13 protein-coding genes are annotated in these 15,394 nt (G+C 57.2%); all 13 read left to right on the top strand.

Annotated elements, in window-relative coordinates; translation table 11 throughout:
• The first annotated feature begins 187 nt into the window (after positions 1 to 187).
• The 13 genes from ilvI (at position 188) to murG (ending at position 15,351) form a co-directional block, all read left to right on the top strand.
• The gene (ilvI, locus tag Electrica_RS21145) at positions 188 to 1,912 is read left to right on the top strand and encodes an acetolactate synthase 3 large subunit (protein WP_100682571.1); all 1,725 of its coding nucleotides are present in this window, start codon (positions 188 to 190) and stop codon (positions 1,910 to 1,912) included.
• A 2-nt stretch (positions 1,913 to 1,914) separates the two neighbouring features.
• Positions 1,915 to 2,406 (top strand): acetolactate synthase small subunit, encoded by a 492-nt coding sequence (gene ilvN / locus Electrica_RS21140; protein WP_100682570.1) that lies wholly within the window; start codon positions 1,915 to 1,917, stop codon positions 2,404 to 2,406.
• A 180-nt stretch (positions 2,407 to 2,586) separates the two neighbouring features.
• Entirely contained in the window at positions 2,587 to 3,591 is a 1,005-nt protein-coding gene (gene cra / locus Electrica_RS21135) for a catabolite repressor/activator (RefSeq protein ID WP_004857845.1), read from the top strand.
• Positions 3,592 to 4,252: 661 nt separating this feature from the next.
• Entirely contained in the window at positions 4,253 to 4,711 is a 459-nt protein-coding gene (mraZ, locus tag Electrica_RS21130; protein ID WP_004857850.1) for a division/cell wall cluster transcriptional repressor MraZ, read from the top strand.
• A 4-nt stretch (positions 4,712 to 4,715) separates the two neighbouring features.
• Positions 4,716 to 5,657, top strand: coding sequence for a 16S rRNA (cytosine(1402)-N(4))-methyltransferase RsmH (gene rsmH, locus Electrica_RS21125; RefSeq protein WP_100682569.1), 942 nt, complete (start codon positions 4,716 to 4,718; stop codon positions 5,655 to 5,657).
• Positions 5,654 to 6,019, top strand: coding sequence for a cell division protein FtsL (gene ftsL / locus Electrica_RS21120; RefSeq protein ID WP_004857854.1), 366 nt, complete (start codon positions 5,654 to 5,656; stop codon positions 6,017 to 6,019). Before rsmH ends, ftsL begins: the two co-directional genes overlap by 4 nt.
• 15 nt (positions 6,020 to 6,034) lie before the next feature.
• Positions 6,035 to 7,801, top strand: a complete 1,767-nt coding sequence (locus Electrica_RS21115) for a peptidoglycan glycosyltransferase FtsI (RefSeq protein ID WP_100682568.1) — start codon at positions 6,035 to 6,037, stop codon at positions 7,799 to 7,801.
• Entirely contained in the window at positions 7,788 to 9,275 is a 1,488-nt protein-coding gene (murE, locus tag Electrica_RS21110; protein ID WP_131049232.1) for a UDP-N-acetylmuramoyl-L-alanyl-D-glutamate--2,6-diaminopimelate ligase, read from the top strand. Before Electrica_RS21115 ends, murE begins: the two co-directional genes overlap by 14 nt.
• Positions 9,272 to 10,630 carry a UDP-N-acetylmuramoyl-tripeptide--D-alanyl-D-alanine ligase gene (murF, locus tag Electrica_RS21105; protein ID WP_100682566.1) on the top strand — a complete coding sequence of 453 codons (1,359 nt, stop codon included), beginning with the start codon at positions 9,272 to 9,274 and terminating at the stop codon, positions 10,628 to 10,630. The genes murE and murF overlap by 4 nt, the downstream gene beginning before the upstream one ends.
• Positions 10,624 to 11,706 carry a phospho-N-acetylmuramoyl-pentapeptide-transferase gene (gene mraY / locus Electrica_RS21100; RefSeq protein ID WP_100682565.1) on the top strand — a complete coding sequence of 361 codons (1,083 nt, stop codon included), beginning with the start codon at positions 10,624 to 10,626 and terminating at the stop codon, positions 11,704 to 11,706. Before murF ends, mraY begins: the two co-directional genes overlap by 7 nt.
• 2 nt (positions 11,707 to 11,708) lie before the next feature.
• Complete coding sequence (gene murD, locus Electrica_RS21095) at positions 11,709 to 13,025, top strand: UDP-N-acetylmuramoyl-L-alanine--D-glutamate ligase (RefSeq protein WP_141965325.1); 1,317 nt, start codon at positions 11,709 to 11,711, stop codon at positions 13,023 to 13,025.
• Entirely contained in the window at positions 13,025 to 14,284 is a 1,260-nt protein-coding gene (gene ftsW, locus Electrica_RS21090; RefSeq protein WP_100682563.1) for a cell division protein FtsW, read from the top strand. Before murD ends, ftsW begins: the two co-directional genes overlap by 1 nt.
• Positions 14,281 to 15,351, top strand: coding sequence for an undecaprenyldiphospho-muramoylpentapeptide beta-N-acetylglucosaminyltransferase (gene murG, locus Electrica_RS21085; RefSeq protein ID WP_100682562.1), 1,071 nt, complete (start codon positions 14,281 to 14,283; stop codon positions 15,349 to 15,351). Before ftsW ends, murG begins: the two co-directional genes overlap by 4 nt.
• Positions 15,352 to 15,394 lie beyond the last annotated feature (43 nt).

Here is a 15,394-nt window from a genome sequence, read left to right as displayed (position 1 = left end):
CTTATCTTTTATTCTTTTAGCGGCTCGCATACGCCTGAGGTCGCTAATTGCCTGCCCGTTGGCGAGCAGTTATGGTAAGAGCACGCAGTCCATTCACCTCAATGCCAGGCGTCGATTTCTGGCATTGTGCGAACGCGCGGAAATTGAATTCTGCTGCCGTTAGAAACAGTAAGCCTGGAGGCAAACCATGGAGATGTTGTCAGGAGCCGAGATGGTCGTCCAATCGCTTGTCGATCAGGGCGTCAAGCAAGTATTCGGCTATCCCGGAGGCGCGGTCCTCGATATCTATGATGCGTTGCATACCCTGGGGGGTATCGACCATATTCTGGTGCGCCATGAGCAGGCGGCGGTGCATATGGCGGACGGCCTTGCCCGCGCGACCGGCGAAGTGGGGGTTGTGCTGGTGACTTCGGGGCCGGGCGCGACGAATGCCATTACCGGTATCGCAACGGCATACATGGATTCTGTTCCGCTGGTGATTCTCTCCGGGCAGGTCGCGACTTCCCTGATCGGTTATGACGCCTTCCAGGAGTGCGATATGGTCGGTATCTCCCGGCCGGTGGTGAAACACAGTTTCCTGGTCAAGCAGACGGAAGATATTCCCGGCGTGCTGAAAAAAGCGTTCTGGCTGGCCGCCAGCGGGCGTCCAGGTCCGGTGGTCGTTGATTTACCAAAGGATATCCTCAATCCGGCGAACAAACTGCCGTACGCGTGGCCGGATACCGTCAGTATGCGTTCTTACAACCCGACAACCAGTGGTCATAAAGGACAAATTAAACGCGCTCTGCAGACGCTGGTGGCGGCAAAACATCCGGTTGTCTACGTCGGCGGCGGGGCGATTAACGCCGGATGTGAACAACAGCTGCGTACCCTGGTGGAAAAACTGAATCTGCCGGTGGCTTCGTCGCTGATGGGGCTCGGCGCGTTTCCGGCCACCCATTCCCAGGCTTTAGGAATGCTGGGGATGCATGGAACGTATGAAGCCAACATGACGATGCATCACTCCGATGTCATCTTTGCCGTCGGCGTGCGTTTTGACGATCGCACAACCAACAATCTGGCGAAGTACTGCCCGAATGCGACGGTGCTGCATATTGATATCGATCCGACCTCCATTTCGAAGACGGTCCCGGCTGATGTGCCGATCGTCGGCGACGCCCGTCTGGTGCTGGATCAGATGCTCGATCTCCTGGAGCAGGAAGAGGTGCAGCAGCCGCACGATGAGATCCGCGACTGGTGGCAGCAGATCGAGCAATGGCGCGCGCGCCACTGCCTGCAATACGATACGCAAAGCGGCAAGATCAAACCCCAGGCCGTCATCGAGACCATCTGGCGGCTGACCAACGGCGACGCTTACGTGACCTCCGATGTCGGTCAGCACCAGATGTTTGCCGCCCTTTACTATCCTTTCGACAAGCCAAGGCGGTGGATTAACTCAGGCGGCCTCGGCACGATGGGCTTCGGTTTGCCCGCCGCTCTCGGCGTGAAGATGGCGCTGCCGGAAGAGATGGTCGTTTGTGTGACCGGCGATGGCAGTATCCAGATGAATATTCAGGAGCTTTCCACTGCTTTACAGTATGAGCTGCCGGTGCTGGTGTTGAACCTGAACAACCGCTACCTCGGGATGGTGAAGCAGTGGCAGGATATGATCTATTCTGGTCGCCATTCACAATCTTATATGGAGTCCTTACCGGATTTCGTCCGGCTTGCGGAAGCTTACGGGCACGTAGGGATTCGCATCAGCGAACCGCAGGAGCTGGAGTCTAAGCTGGCCGAAGCGCTGGAGCAGGTGCGTAATCATCGTCTGGTCTTCGTTGATGTGACGGTGGACGGCAGCGAGCATGTGTATCCCATGCAGATCCGCGGCGGCGGCATGGATGAGATGTGGTTGAGCAAAACGGAGAGAACCTGATTATGCGCCGGATATTATCTGTCTTACTGGAAAACGAATCAGGCGCCTTATCACGCGTCATCGGTCTTTTCGCGCAGCGCGGCTATAACATTGAAAGCCTGACGGTCGCCCCCACCGACGATCCGACGCTTTCAAGAATGACTATCCAGACCGTGGGCGATGAAAAAGCCATCGAGCAAATTGAAAAACAGCTGCATAAGCTGGTGGATGTTCTGCGCGTCAGCGAACTGGGGCAGAATTCGCACGTTGAGCGTGAAATTATGCTGGTGAAAGTCCAGGCGAGCGGTTTTGGCCGTGAAGAGGTGAAGCGCAACACGGAGATTTTCCGCGGGCAAATCATCGATGTCACGCCGTCGCTGTATACCGTCCAGCTGGTAGGGACCAGCGATAAACTGGACGCTTTTCTGGCTTCCTTGCGCGATGTTGCGCGTATTGTCGAAGTGGCGCGCTCCGGTGTGGTCGGACTGTCGCGCGGCGACAAAATCATGCGCTGAGTTGCTGAAACTGACGTAAAAATAGCCCGACACAATCTGTCGGGTTATTTTTTTGCGAAATCGGTGGGAACTGGAGACAAAACCGGTTGCTGCGCTAACTATTCTGCGTTTAGATGTTATGAAAATGAATCCATAGCTGAAGAAAGGTTATGTTCTGTACTCATTACCCAAGGGGCAATTGTGAAACTGGATGAAATCGCCCGGCTGGCCGGTGTCTCGCGTACCACCGCTAGCTATGTGATTAACGGTAAAGCGAAACAGTACCGCGTCAGCGACAAAACGGTCGAAAAGGTGATGGCCGTCGTTCGTGAGCACAACTACCATCCGAATGCGGTCGCTGCCGGCTTGCGTGCAGGACGCACGCGTTCTATTGGTCTGGTGATTCCCGATCTGGAAAATACCAGCTATACCCGTATTGCTAACTATCTTGAGCGTCAGGCGCGCCAGCGCGGCTATCAGCTGCTGATTGCCTGTTCGGAAGATCAGCCTGATAACGAAATGCGCTGTATTGAGCATCTGTTACAGCGCCAGGTGGATGCGATTATCGTCTCGACGTCACTTCCGCCAGAGCATCCGTTCTATCAGCGCTGGGCCAACGATCCTTTCCCGATTGTCGCCCTTGACCGTGCGCTCGATCGCGAGCACTTCACCAGCGTTGTTGGCGCCGATCAGGATGATGCCGAAATGCTGGCCGCTGAACTGCGCAAATTCCCGGGGGAAAACGTTCTGTATCTTGGCGCGTTACCGGAGCTGTCGGTCAGTTTCCTGCGTGAACAGGGCTTCCGTACCGCGTGGAATGACGATCCGCGGGAAGTGCAGTATCTGTACGCCAACAGCTTTGAACGCGAAGCGGCAGGGCAGCTGTTTGAGAAATGGCTGGAAACACATCCCATGCCGCAGGCGCTGTTCACAACGTCATTTCCGCTGTTGCAGGGGGTGATGGACGTGACGCTGCGCCGGGAAGGGAAGCTGCCGTCCGAGCTGGCTATTGCGACCTTCGGCGACAATGAACTGCTCGATTTCCTGCAGTGCCCGGTACTGGCCGTGGCCCAGCGTCACCGCGATGTGGCTGAACGCGTGCTGGAAATTGTGCTCGCCAGCCTCGACGAACCGCGTAAGCCAAAACCGGGCTTAAGCCGTATCCGTCGTAATTTGTATCGCCGGGGAAGTTTGAATCGTCGCTGAGACGCCAGGCTATCGAGCGCCTGCATCGGTGTGTGCTAAAAACCTGGAAATGGATGGCGTTACTCGCCAGACGAAAGTTGTCTGGCGATAATCCGTACTAATTACCATAAAAAAGTAAATTTGGATCGCTTTCAGACAAATCCCTAAACTTCTTTACGCATTATTTTGTTTTATTCTGGCGTTGCCGCTTTTCGGCACCCGTTAGCGATAAAAAAAGTGAAATCAGTCTTTATTTGTATTATTTTGTTACATTCGTTAAGTTAATCGCTGAATTAACACTCATTTTACAGCCCATCACACGGTCATCTCCCCGCACCCCGCGGTAAGAGTGCTTCTCTGACGATAACAGGCACTGTTAACGGGCACCATAATCGCCTAAAATGCCGCTCGCGTCGCAAACTGACACTTTATATTTTCCCGCCGAAGATATTTTGTTGCTTTTAACTGTTACGAATTTGTTGGTTGTTTTCTTACACGTATTCATAGCGTTAATTTGCCTCGTTTGTTGATGATTATTTCATCAGGCCGGATATCGGCTGCAAATAATGGGTTTTTGAGCTTCGTTGGTATTCGTGCTGGCTTGACAAGCTTTTCCTCCGCTCCGTAAACTCCTTCTGGTGGGAATTTGTGGGTTAAAGTGGCGAAAAGGGGTGAGGCTGGCATGTTCCGTGGGGCAACGTTAGTCAATCTCGACAGCAAAGGCCGTCTGGCCGTACCGACGCGTTACCGCGACGGGCTGATCGAGGACGCTTCCGGTCAACTGGTTTGTACCATTGACATTCATCACCCGTGCCTGCTGCTTTACCCCTTGCCTGAATGGGAAATCATCGAGCAAAAATTGTCGCGTTTATCGAGCATGAATCCCGTTGAGCGGCGCGTGCAGCGTCTGCTTTTGGGTCATGCCAGCGAATGTCAGATGGATAATGCCGGGCGTCTGCTGATCGCGCCGGTGTTACGGCAGCATGCCGGGCTGACAAAAGAAGTGATGCTGGTCGGACAGTTCAATAAGTTTGAACTGTGGGATGAAACGACCTGGTATCAACGGGTCAAGGAAGATATCGACGCTGAACAGTCGTCTACCGACGCGTTGTCGGAGCGTCTGCAGGATTTGTCTCTATAACAACATGATGGAAAATTTTAAACATACTACGGTACTTCTGGATGAAGCGGTTAACGGCCTGAATATTCGTCCGGATGGTATCTACATTGATGGGACCTTTGGTCGCGGCGGTCACTCGCGCCTGATCCTTTCCCAACTGGGAGCGGAAGGACGCCTGCTGGCTATCGATCGCGATCCGCAGGCTATCGCCGTGGCGAAAACCATTGATGACCCTCGCTTTTCCATCGTACATGGACCTTTCTCAGCGCTGGCTGATTATGTCAGTGAGCGCGGACTAACTGGCCAGATCGACGGTATTCTTCTCGATCTTGGCGTCTCTTCACCTCAGCTTGACGACGCAGAGCGTGGCTTCTCATTTATGCGCGATGGCCCGCTGGATATGCGTATGGACCCCACGCGCGGCCAGTCTGCCGCCGAGTGGCTGCAGACGGCGGACGAAGCGGATATCGCCTGGGTGATTAAAACCTTCGGCGAAGAGCGCTTTGGCAAGCGCATCGCGCGCGCCATCGTCGAGCGTAACCGTATCGAGCCGATGACTCGCACGAAAGAGCTGGCGGAGGTGGTGACGGCGGCGACGCCGGTGAAGGACAAATTCAAACATCCCGCGACCCGTACCTTCCAGGCGGTGCGCATCTGGGTGAACAGTGAACTGGAGGAGATAGAGCAGGCGCTAAAAAGCTCGCTCAGCGTGCTGGCCCCGGGCGGGCGGCTTTCTGTTATCAGTTTCCACTCGCTGGAAGACCGTATTGTGAAGCGCTTTATGCGTGAGCAAAGCCGCGGTCCGCAGGTTCCGGCCGGGTTACCGATGACCGAGGCGCAGCTCAAAAAACTGGGCGGCCGCGAGTTGCGGGCACTAGGCAAGTTGATGCCGGGCGAAGAAGAGGTGGCAGAGAATCCACGGGCCCGTAGTTCAGTTCTGCGCATTGCAGAGAGGACGAACGCATGATCGGCAGAGTGACAGAAGCCTTAAGCAAAGTTAAAGGATCGTTAGGAAGCAACGAGCGCCATGCCTTGCCTGGCGTCATCGGGGACGATCTTCTGCGGTTTGGGAAACTGCCACTCTGTCTGTTCATTTGCATCATCATTACGGCGATTACCGTGGTGACGACGGCACACCATACCCGTCTGTTAACCGCGCAGCGTGAGCAACTGGTTCTGGAACGTGACGCGCTGGATATTGAATGGCGAAACCTGATCCTCGAAGAGAACGCGCTCGGCGATCATAGTCGGGTTGAGCGGATCGCGACCGAGAAGTTGCAGATGCAACACGTCGATCCATCACAAGAAAATATCGTTGTACAAAAATAAGGATTATTGCGACGCATGAAAGCAGCGCCGAAAACGCTAAAACCAAAACGTCAGGAAGAACAGGCCAGCTTTATTAGCTGGCGTTTTGCGTTGCTGTGCGGGTGCATTTTAATCGCGCTGGGTTTCCTGCTGGGCCGCGTGGCCTGGCTACAGGTGATCAGCCCGGACATGCTGGTCCGTCAGGGTGATATGCGTTCTTTACGCGTGCAGGAGGTCTCTACCGCCCGCGGAATGATTACTGACCGCTCCGGCCGCCCGCTGGCGGTGAGTGTGCCGGTGAAGGCTATCTGGGCAGACCCGAAAGAGCTGCACGATGCTGGCGGAGTCACCCTTGATAAGCGCTGGAAGGCGTTGGCCGATGCGTTAAACATGCCGCTGGATCAGCTGGCATCGCGCATCAACACCAACCCGAGAATGCGTTTTATCTATCTGGCGCGTCAGGTTAATCCTGATATGGCGGATTACATCAAGAAGCTGAAGCTGCCAGGGATTCACATGCGCGAAGAGTCGCGCCGTTACTACCCGTCAGGTGAAGTTACCGCTCACCTTATTGGTTTCACCAACGTCGATAGCCAGGGTATTGAAGGCGTCGAGAAGAGCTTTGATAAATGGCTGACCGGTCAACCCGGCGAACGTATTGTGCGTAAAGACCGCTACGGCCGCGTTATTGAAGATATCTCCTCCACCGACAGCCAGGCCGCGCACAATCTGGCGTTGAGTATCGATGAACGTCTGCAGGCGTTGGTTTATCGCGAACTGAATAATGCCGTGGCGTTTAACAAAGCGGAGTCGGGAAGTGCGGTTCTGGTCGATGTCAGCACTGGCGAAGTGCTGGCGATGGCGAACAGTCCCTCTTATAACCCGAATAATTTCTCCGGTACGGCGAAAGATATCATGCGTAACCGTGCCATCACCGACGTGTTTGAACCGGGTTCGACGGTCAAGCCGATGGTGGTGATGACGGCGCTGCAGCGCGGCATTGTGAACGAAAATACCGTACTGAATACCATTCCTTACCGAATTAACGGCCACGAGATCAAAGACGTGGCGCGCTATAGCGAATTGACCCTGACCGGGGTGCTACAGAAGTCGAGTAACGTCGGTGTTTCCAAACTGGCGTTAGCGATGCCGTCCTCAGCGTTAGTAGATACTTACTCACGTTTTGGACTCGGAAAAGCGACCAATTTGGGGTTGGTCGGAGAACGCAGTGGCTTATATCCTCAAAAACAACGGTGGTCTGACATAGAGAGGGCCACCTTTTCTTTCGGCTACGGGCTAATGGTAACGCCGTTACAGTTAGCGCGAGTCTATGCAACGATCGGCAGCTATGGCATCTATCGCCCGCTGTCGATTACCAAAGTTGATCCACCGGTTCCCGGCGAGCGTGTATTCCCGGAACCTCTCGTTCGTACCGTGGTGCATATGATGGAAAGCGTGGCGCTGCCCGGCGGCGGCGGCGTGAAGGCGGCGATTAAAGGCTACCGCATTGCGATTAAAACCGGTACGGCGAAGAAAGTGGGGCCAGATGGCCGCTACATCAACAAATATATTGCTTACACCGCAGGCGTTGCGCCCGCCAGCCACCCGCGTTTTGCGCTGGTGGTGGTGATCAACGACCCGCAGGCGGGTAAATACTACGGCGGCGCCGTTTCCGCGCCGGTCTTCGGTGCCATCATGGGCGGCGTACTGCGTACCATGAACATCGAGCCGGATGCGTTGGCAACGGGCGAAAAAAGTGAATTTGTGATTAATCAAGGCGAGGGAACAGGTGGCAGATCGTAATTTGCGCGACCTTCTCGCTCCGTGGGTGCCAAATGCGCCGGAGCGAATTCTGCGAGAGATGACGCTGGACAGCCGGGTGGCTGCTTCCGGCGATCTCTTTGTCGCGGTATTAGGTCATCAGGCGGACGGGCGTCGTTATATCCCGCAGGCGATAGCGCAAGGTGTTGCTGCCATTATAGCTGAGGCCAAAGATGAGGCTGCTGACGGCGAAATCCGTGAAATGCACGGCGTTCCGGTCATCTATCTCAGCCAGCTCAACGAGCGCTTATCCGCGCTGGCCGGGCGTTTTTACCATCAGCCTTCAGAACAACTGCGCCTGATTGGCGTCACCGGCACCAACGGTAAAACCACCACCACCCAGCTACTGGCGCAGTGGGCCAACCTGCTCGGCGAAACCAGTGCGGTGATGGGCACGGTCGGCAACGGTCTGCTGGACAAAGTTATTCCGACGGAAAACACCACCGGTTCTGCGGTCGATGTTCAGCACGTGCTTTCAGGCCTCGCAGGGCAGGGCGCTACCTTCGCGGCCATGGAAGTCTCTTCCCACGGTCTGGTTCAGCACCGCGTGGCGGCGCTGCAGTTTGCCGCCTCGGTCTTTACTAACCTGAGCCGCGATCACCTGGATTATCACGGTGATATGGAACATTACGAAGCGGCAAAATGGCTGCTTTATTCCACTCATCATTGCGGACAGGCTATCGTCAACGCCGATGATGAAGTGGGTCGCCGCTGGCTGGCGAAGCTGCCGGACGCGGTTGCCGTATCGATGGAAGACCGCATCAACCCGAACTGTCACGGCCGCTGGCTGAAGGCTACGGCGGTGAACTACCACGATAGCGGCGCCACCATCCAGTTTGATTCCAGCTGGGGCAAGGGCGAAGTTGAAAGCCGCCTGATGGGCGCCTTTAACGTCAGCAACCTGCTGCTGGCGCTGGCCACGCTGCTGGCGCTGGGCTATCCGCTGGCTGAGCTGCTGAAAACCGCGGCTCGTCTGCAGCCGGTCTGCGGCCGAATGGAAGTGTTCAGCGCGCCGGGCAAACCGACCGTGGTGGTGGATTATGCCCATACTCCGGATGCGCTGGAAAAAGCGCTGCAGGCGGCGCGTCTGCACTGTAACGGCAAGCTGTGGTGCGTCTTCGGCTGCGGCGGCGATCGCGATAAAGGCAAACGTCCGCTGATGGGCGCTATCGCCGAAGAGTTCGCCGATATTGTGGTGGTGACCGATGACAACCCGCGTACCGAAGAGCCGCGCGCCATTATCAACGACATCCTCGCGGGCATGCTTGACGCCGGACACGCGAAGGTGAAAGAAGGCCGGGCTGAAGCGGTGACCAACGCCGTGATGCAGGCCGCGGAAGGCGATGTCGTGCTGGTCGCTGGCAAAGGTCATGAGGATTACCAGATTGTTGGCAATCGTCGTCTTGACTACTCCGATCGCGTGACCGTAGCCCGTCTGCTGGGAGCGGTAGCATGATTCGCTTGATGCTAAGCCAGCTCGCCGACGTGACGCGCGGCGAACTGCACGGTCGCGATCTGGCCATTGATGAGGTCACGTCGGACACCCGTAAGATCACGGCAGGCTGCCTGTTCGTTGCTTTAAAGGGCGAACGTTTTGATGCGCACGATTTCGCGCAGCAGGCGAAACAAGCCGGCGCCGGTGCGCTGCTGGTCAGCCGTCAGCTGGCGTGTGATTTACCGCAGGTGGTGGTGAAAGATACCCGCCTGGCCTTTGGCGAACTGGCGGCGTGGGTTCGCCAGCAGGTGCCAGCCCGCGTGGTGGCGCTGACTGGATCTTCCGGAAAAACGTCGGTGAAAGAGATGACGGCGGCGATCCTGAGCCAGTGCGGAAATACGCTGTATACCGCCGGTAACCTGAATAACGATATTGGCGTACCGATGACGCTGCTGCGTCTGACCAAAGAGCATCGCTATGCCGTCATTGAGTTAGGGGCCAATCATCAGGGCGAAATCGCCTGGACCGTCAGCCTGACGCGCCCGGAAGCCGCCCTGGTCAACAATCTGGCCGCCGCTCACCTTGAAGGTTTTGGTTCGCTGGCGGGCGTGGCGAAAGCGAAGGGCGAAATCTTTACCGGTCTGCCGGAAAACGGCATTGCCATCCTGAATGCTGACAATAACGACTGGCTGAACTGGCAAAGCGTCATCGGCGCGCGCAAGGTATGGCGTTTCTCGCCGAATGCGGCCAACAGCGATTTTACGGCTACCCAGATTCATATCACCAGCCACGGGACAGAATTTACGCTGCAAACCCCGCAGGGGAGCGTGGATGTGCTGCTGCCGCTGCCGGGGCGCCACAATATCGCCAATGCGCTGGCAGCCGCCTCGTTAGCGATGGCGGTGGGCGCCGACTTAAATGCGGTGAAGGCCGGTCTGGCGCAGTTGCAAGCGGTACCGGGACGTCTGTTCCCTATCACGCTCGCGGAAAATCAGCTGCTGCTTGATGATTCATACAATGCCAACGTCGGTTCAATGACCGCCGCGGTGCAGGTGCTGTCCGAGATGCCGGGCTACCGGGTGCTGGTCGTCGGCGATATGGCCGAGCTGGGTACCGAAAGCGAAGCGTGCCATCGCCAGGTGGGCGAGGCGGCAAAAGCGGCAGGGCTTGACCGCGTACTCAGCACCGGCGTGCTGAGCGCAGAGATTAGCCGCGCCAGCGGCGTGGGCGAGCATCTCAGCGATAAAGCGTCGCTGGTGGCTCGGCTGCGTGAGCTGACGGCGGAACATAAGATCATCACCATTTTAGTGAAGGGTTCACGTAGTGCCGCCATGGAAGAGGTAGTACGCGCATTACAGGAGAATGGAACATGTTAGTATGGCTGGCCGAACATCTGGTCAAATATTATTCCGGCTTTAACGTCTTTTCTTATCTGACGTTTCGCGCCATCGTCAGCCTGCTGACCGCGCTGTTCATCTCTTTGTGGATGGGCCCGCGCATGATCGCCCGTCTGCAAAAACTCTCTTTCGGCCAGGTCGTACGTAACGATGGTCCGGAATCACACTTCAGCAAACGCGGTACGCCGACCATGGGCGGGATCATGATCCTGACCGCTATTGTGGTCTCAGTCCTGCTGTGGGCTTACCCGTCCAACCCGTACGTATGGTGTGTTCTGACCGTACTGATCGGCTACGGCATCATCGGTTTCGTCGATGACTACCGCAAGGTGGTGCGTAAAGACACCAAAGGGTTGATCGCCCGCTGGAAGTACTTCTGGATGTCGGTGATTGCGCTGGGCGTGGCGTTCGCGCTGTATATGGCCGGTAAAGATACGCCAGCAACCGAGCTGGTTGTGCCGTTCTTTAAAGACATCATGCCGCAACTGGGGCTGTTGTACATTTTGCTGGCTTACTTCGTGATTGTCGGGACCGGCAATGCGGTCAACCTGACCGATGGCCTTGATGGCCTGGCGATTATGCCGACCGTGTTTGTGGCGGCGGGCTTCGCGCTGGTGGCATGGGCAACGGGCAACATGAACTTTGCCAACTATCTGCATATCCCTTATCTGCGCCACGCCGGGGAACTGGTTATCGTCTGTACGGCGATCGTCGGCGCGGGTCTTGGCTTTTTGTGGTTCAACACCTATCCGGCGCAGGTCTTTATGGGCGATGTCGGCTCCCTGGCCCTCGGCGGCGCGCTGGGCATCATTGCCGTGCTGCTGCGTCAGGAGTTCCTGCTGGTGATTATGGGTGGCGTATTCGTGGTGGAGACTCTGTCGGTTATTTTGCAGGTCGGTTCCTTCAAGCTGCGCGGTCAGCGCATCTTCCGTATGGCGCCGATTCACCACCACTATGAACTGAAGGGCTGGCCGGAGCCGCGCGTTATCGTGCGCTTCTGGATTATTTCGCTGATGCTGGTGCTGATTGGCCTGGCGACGCTGAAGGTACGTTAATCATGGCAGATTATCAGGGTAAAAAAGTCGTCATTATTGGCCTGGGGATGACCGGGCTGTCTTGCGTGGACTTTTTCATGGCGCGCGGCGTGACGCCGCGGGTGATGGATACCCGCGTCGCGCCTTCCGGGCTGGATAAGCTGCCGGAAGAGGTAGAACGCTACGTGGGGGGCCTGAATGAAGACTGGCTGCTGGCAGCGGATCTGATTGTGGCAAGCCCTGGTATCGCGCTGGCGCATCCTGCGCTGAGCGCGGCAGCGGATGCGGGCGTCGAAATCGTCGGTGACATTGAGCTGTTCTGTCGCGAAGTGCAGGCGCCGATTATCGCGATTACCGGCTCAAACGGGAAAAGCACCGTGACGACGCTGGTGGGCGAGATGGCGAAAGCGGCCGGCATGAATGTTGGCGTCGGCGGCAATATCGGCCTGCCGGCCCTGATGCTGCTCGATGCCGACCGCGAACTGTACGTTCTGGAACTCTCCAGCTTCCAGCTGGAAACCACCTCCAGTCTGCGGGCGGTGGCCGCGACTATCCTCAACGTCACCGAGGATCATATGGACCGCTACCCGCTGGGCCTGCAACAGTATCGTGCGGCCAAACTGCGGGTGTATGAAAATGCGAAAACCTGCATCGTGAATGCCGATGATGGGCTGACGATGCCGGTACGCGGCGCCGATGAGCGCTGCATCAGCTTCGGCGTTGATGTCGGCGACTATCATCTTAACCGCCAGCAGGGAGAAACCTGGCTGCGGGTGAAAGGTGAGAAGATCCTGAACGTCAAAGAGATGCACATCACCGGGCAACACAACTACAGCAATGCGCTGGCTGCATTGGCGCTGGCTGATGCTGCCGGCCTGCCGCGGGCCAGCAGTCTCAAGGCGCTGACCACCTTTACCGGTCTGACGCATCGCTTCCAGCTGGTGCTGGATCATAACGGCGTGCGCTGGATCAACGATTCCAAAGCCACCAACGTCGGCAGTACTGAGGCGGCGCTGAACGGACTGCATCTGGACGGCACTCTGTACCTGCTGCTGGGCGGCGATGGCAAATCCGCTGATTTCACGCCGCTGAAACGTTATCTGGCGGGCGACAATATTCGCCTGTACTGCTTCGGTCGCGATGGCGATCAGCTGGCGGCACTGCGCCCGGAAGTGGCGACGCAAACCGGGACGATGGAAGAGGCGATGCGTCAGATTGCCCCGCTGCTGAAGTCGGGCGATATGGTGCTGTTATCGCCAGCTTGCGCCAGTCTCGATCAGTTTAAGAGTTTCGAACAACGGGGCGATGTCTTTGCCCGCCTGGCGAAGGAGTTAGGTTGATGCGTTTATCCCTCCCGCGCCTGAAAATGCCTCAGTGGAGACTGCCGCGCCTGCCGGGGATGTTTATCTTCGCCTGGCTGTTTGCGGCGCTGAAAGGCTGGGTGATGGGCTCGCGGCAGAAAGATAACGATAGCCTGGTCATGTATGACCGGATGCTGCTGTGGCTGACGTTTGGTCTGGCCGCCGTGGGTTTCATTATGGTGACCTCGGCTTCCATGCCGGTAGGGCAGCGGCTGGCCAACGATCCTTTTCTGTTCGCTAAGCGCGACGGGTTATACATTCTTCTGGCGCTGGGTCTGGCTCTGGTGACGCTGCGCCTGCCGATGGAGTTCTGGCAGCGGCACAGTACGGCGATGTTGATTGCTTCGATAGTCATGTTGCTGATCGTTCTGGTCGTCGGTAGCTCGGTAAACGGGGCATCGCGCTGGATTGCATTGGGTCCGCTGCGTATTCAGCCTGCGGAATTTACCAAGCTGTCGCTGTTCTGCTACATCGCCAACTATCTGGTGCGTAAAGGCGATGAGGTGCGCAATAACCTGCGCGGCTTCTTAAAGCCGATGGGCGTGATTTTCGTGCTGGCGATTCTGCTGCTGGCGCAGCCGGACCTCGGTACGGTCGTGGTGCTGTTCGTTACCACTCTGGCGATGCTGTTTCTCGGCGGCGCTAAGCTGTGGCAGTTCATCGCCATTATCGGCATGGGGATCTCGGCGGTGGTGCTGCTGATCCTTGCCGAACCGTATCGTATTCGCCGCGTCACTTCTTTCTGGAACCCGTGGGAAGACCCGTTTGGCAGCGGTTACCAGCTGACTCAGTCGCTGATGGCTTTCGGCCGTGGCGAAATGTGGGGGCAGGGCTTAGGCAACTCGGTACAGAAGCTGGAGTATTTACCGGAAGCGCATACCGATTTCATCTTCGCCATTATCGGCGAAGAACTCGGTTATATCGGTGTGGTACTGGCCCTATTAATGGTATTCTTCGTCGCCTTTCGCGCCATGTCGATTGGGCGTAAGGCGCTGGAGATTGATCATCGCTTTTCCGGCTTCCTGGCCTGCGCCATTGGAATCTGGTTTAGCTTCCAGGCGCTGGTTAACGTCGGGGCCGCGGCAGGCATGCTGCCGACGAAAGGCCTGACGCTGCCGCTTATCAGTTACGGCGGTTCCAGTTTGCTGATTATGTCGACGGCCATCATGTTGCTGTTGCGAATTGATTATGAAACGCGTCTGGAAAAAGCCCAGGCGTTTACACGGGGTGTTCGATGAGCGGTCAGGAAAAGCGGTTAATGGTGATGGCGGGCGGTACCGGTGGGCATGTGTTCCCTGGGCTGGCGGTCGCGCACCATTTAATGGACCAGGGCTGGCAGGTTCGCTGGCTCGGCACCGCCGATCGTATGGAAGCGGATTTAGTGCCGAAACACGGCATTGAGATTGATTTTATCCGTATATCCGGCCTGCGCGGCAAAGGGCTGAAAGCGCTGCTGTTCGCGCCGGTACGTATCTTCAACGCCTGGCGTCAGGCGCGGGAGGTCATGAAGCGTTTCCAGCCGGACGTGGTGCTGGGGATGGGCGGTTACGTTTCCGGCCCTGGCGGCCTGGCGGCCTGGTCGCTGGGTATCCCGGTGGTGCTGCATGAGCAAAACGGCATTGCTGGCCTGACAAACAAATGGCTGGCAAAGATCGCGAAGAGGGTGTTGCAGGCGTTCCCAGGTGCGTTTCCGCATGCTGATGTGGTGGGCAACCCGGTGCGTACCGATGTGCTGGCGCTGCCGTTACCGGAACAGCGCCTGGTCGGGCGCCAGGGGGCGATCCGCGTGCTGGTAGTGGGCGGCTCGCAGGGGGCCCGCGTCCTGAACCAGACGATGCCGCAGGTGGCGGGGAAACTGGGTTCGGCGGTCACTATCTGGCATCAAAGCGGGAAAGGCGGCCAGCAGACGGTGCAGCAGGCCTATGCGGATGCCGGGCAGCCGCAGCATAAAGTGACTGAGTTTATTGATGACATGGCGGCGGCGTATGCCTGGGCCGATGTTGTTGTGTGTCGTTCCGGCGCGCTGACGGTGAGTGAAATTGCCGCAGCAGGTTTACCGGCGTTATTTGTGCCGTTTCAGCACAAGGATCGTCAGCAGTACTGGAATGCCCTGCCGCTGGAGAAAGCGGGCGCGGCGAAAATTCTCGAACAGCCTCAGTTCACCGTCGATGCCGTTGTGCAGACGCTGGCTGGCTGGGATCGGGAAACGCTGCTGGATATGGCGGAACGAGCGCGTAGAGCCTCGATTCCGGATGCTACCGAACGGGTAGCGGAAGAAGTGAGCGCTGTAGCACTGGCGCGCTAATCGCGGTGAATCCCACCGCCCGTATAAAGAAGTTGATGGCGTA

Source organism: Klebsiella electrica, from assembly GCF_006711645.1.
In the GTDB taxonomy this organism is placed as follows: Bacteria; Pseudomonadota; Gammaproteobacteria; order Enterobacterales; family Enterobacteriaceae; genus Klebsiella; species Klebsiella electrica.
The sequence above is the reverse complement of the archived record's forward strand: the minus strand, read 5'-3'. Positions and strand labels throughout refer to the sequence as shown.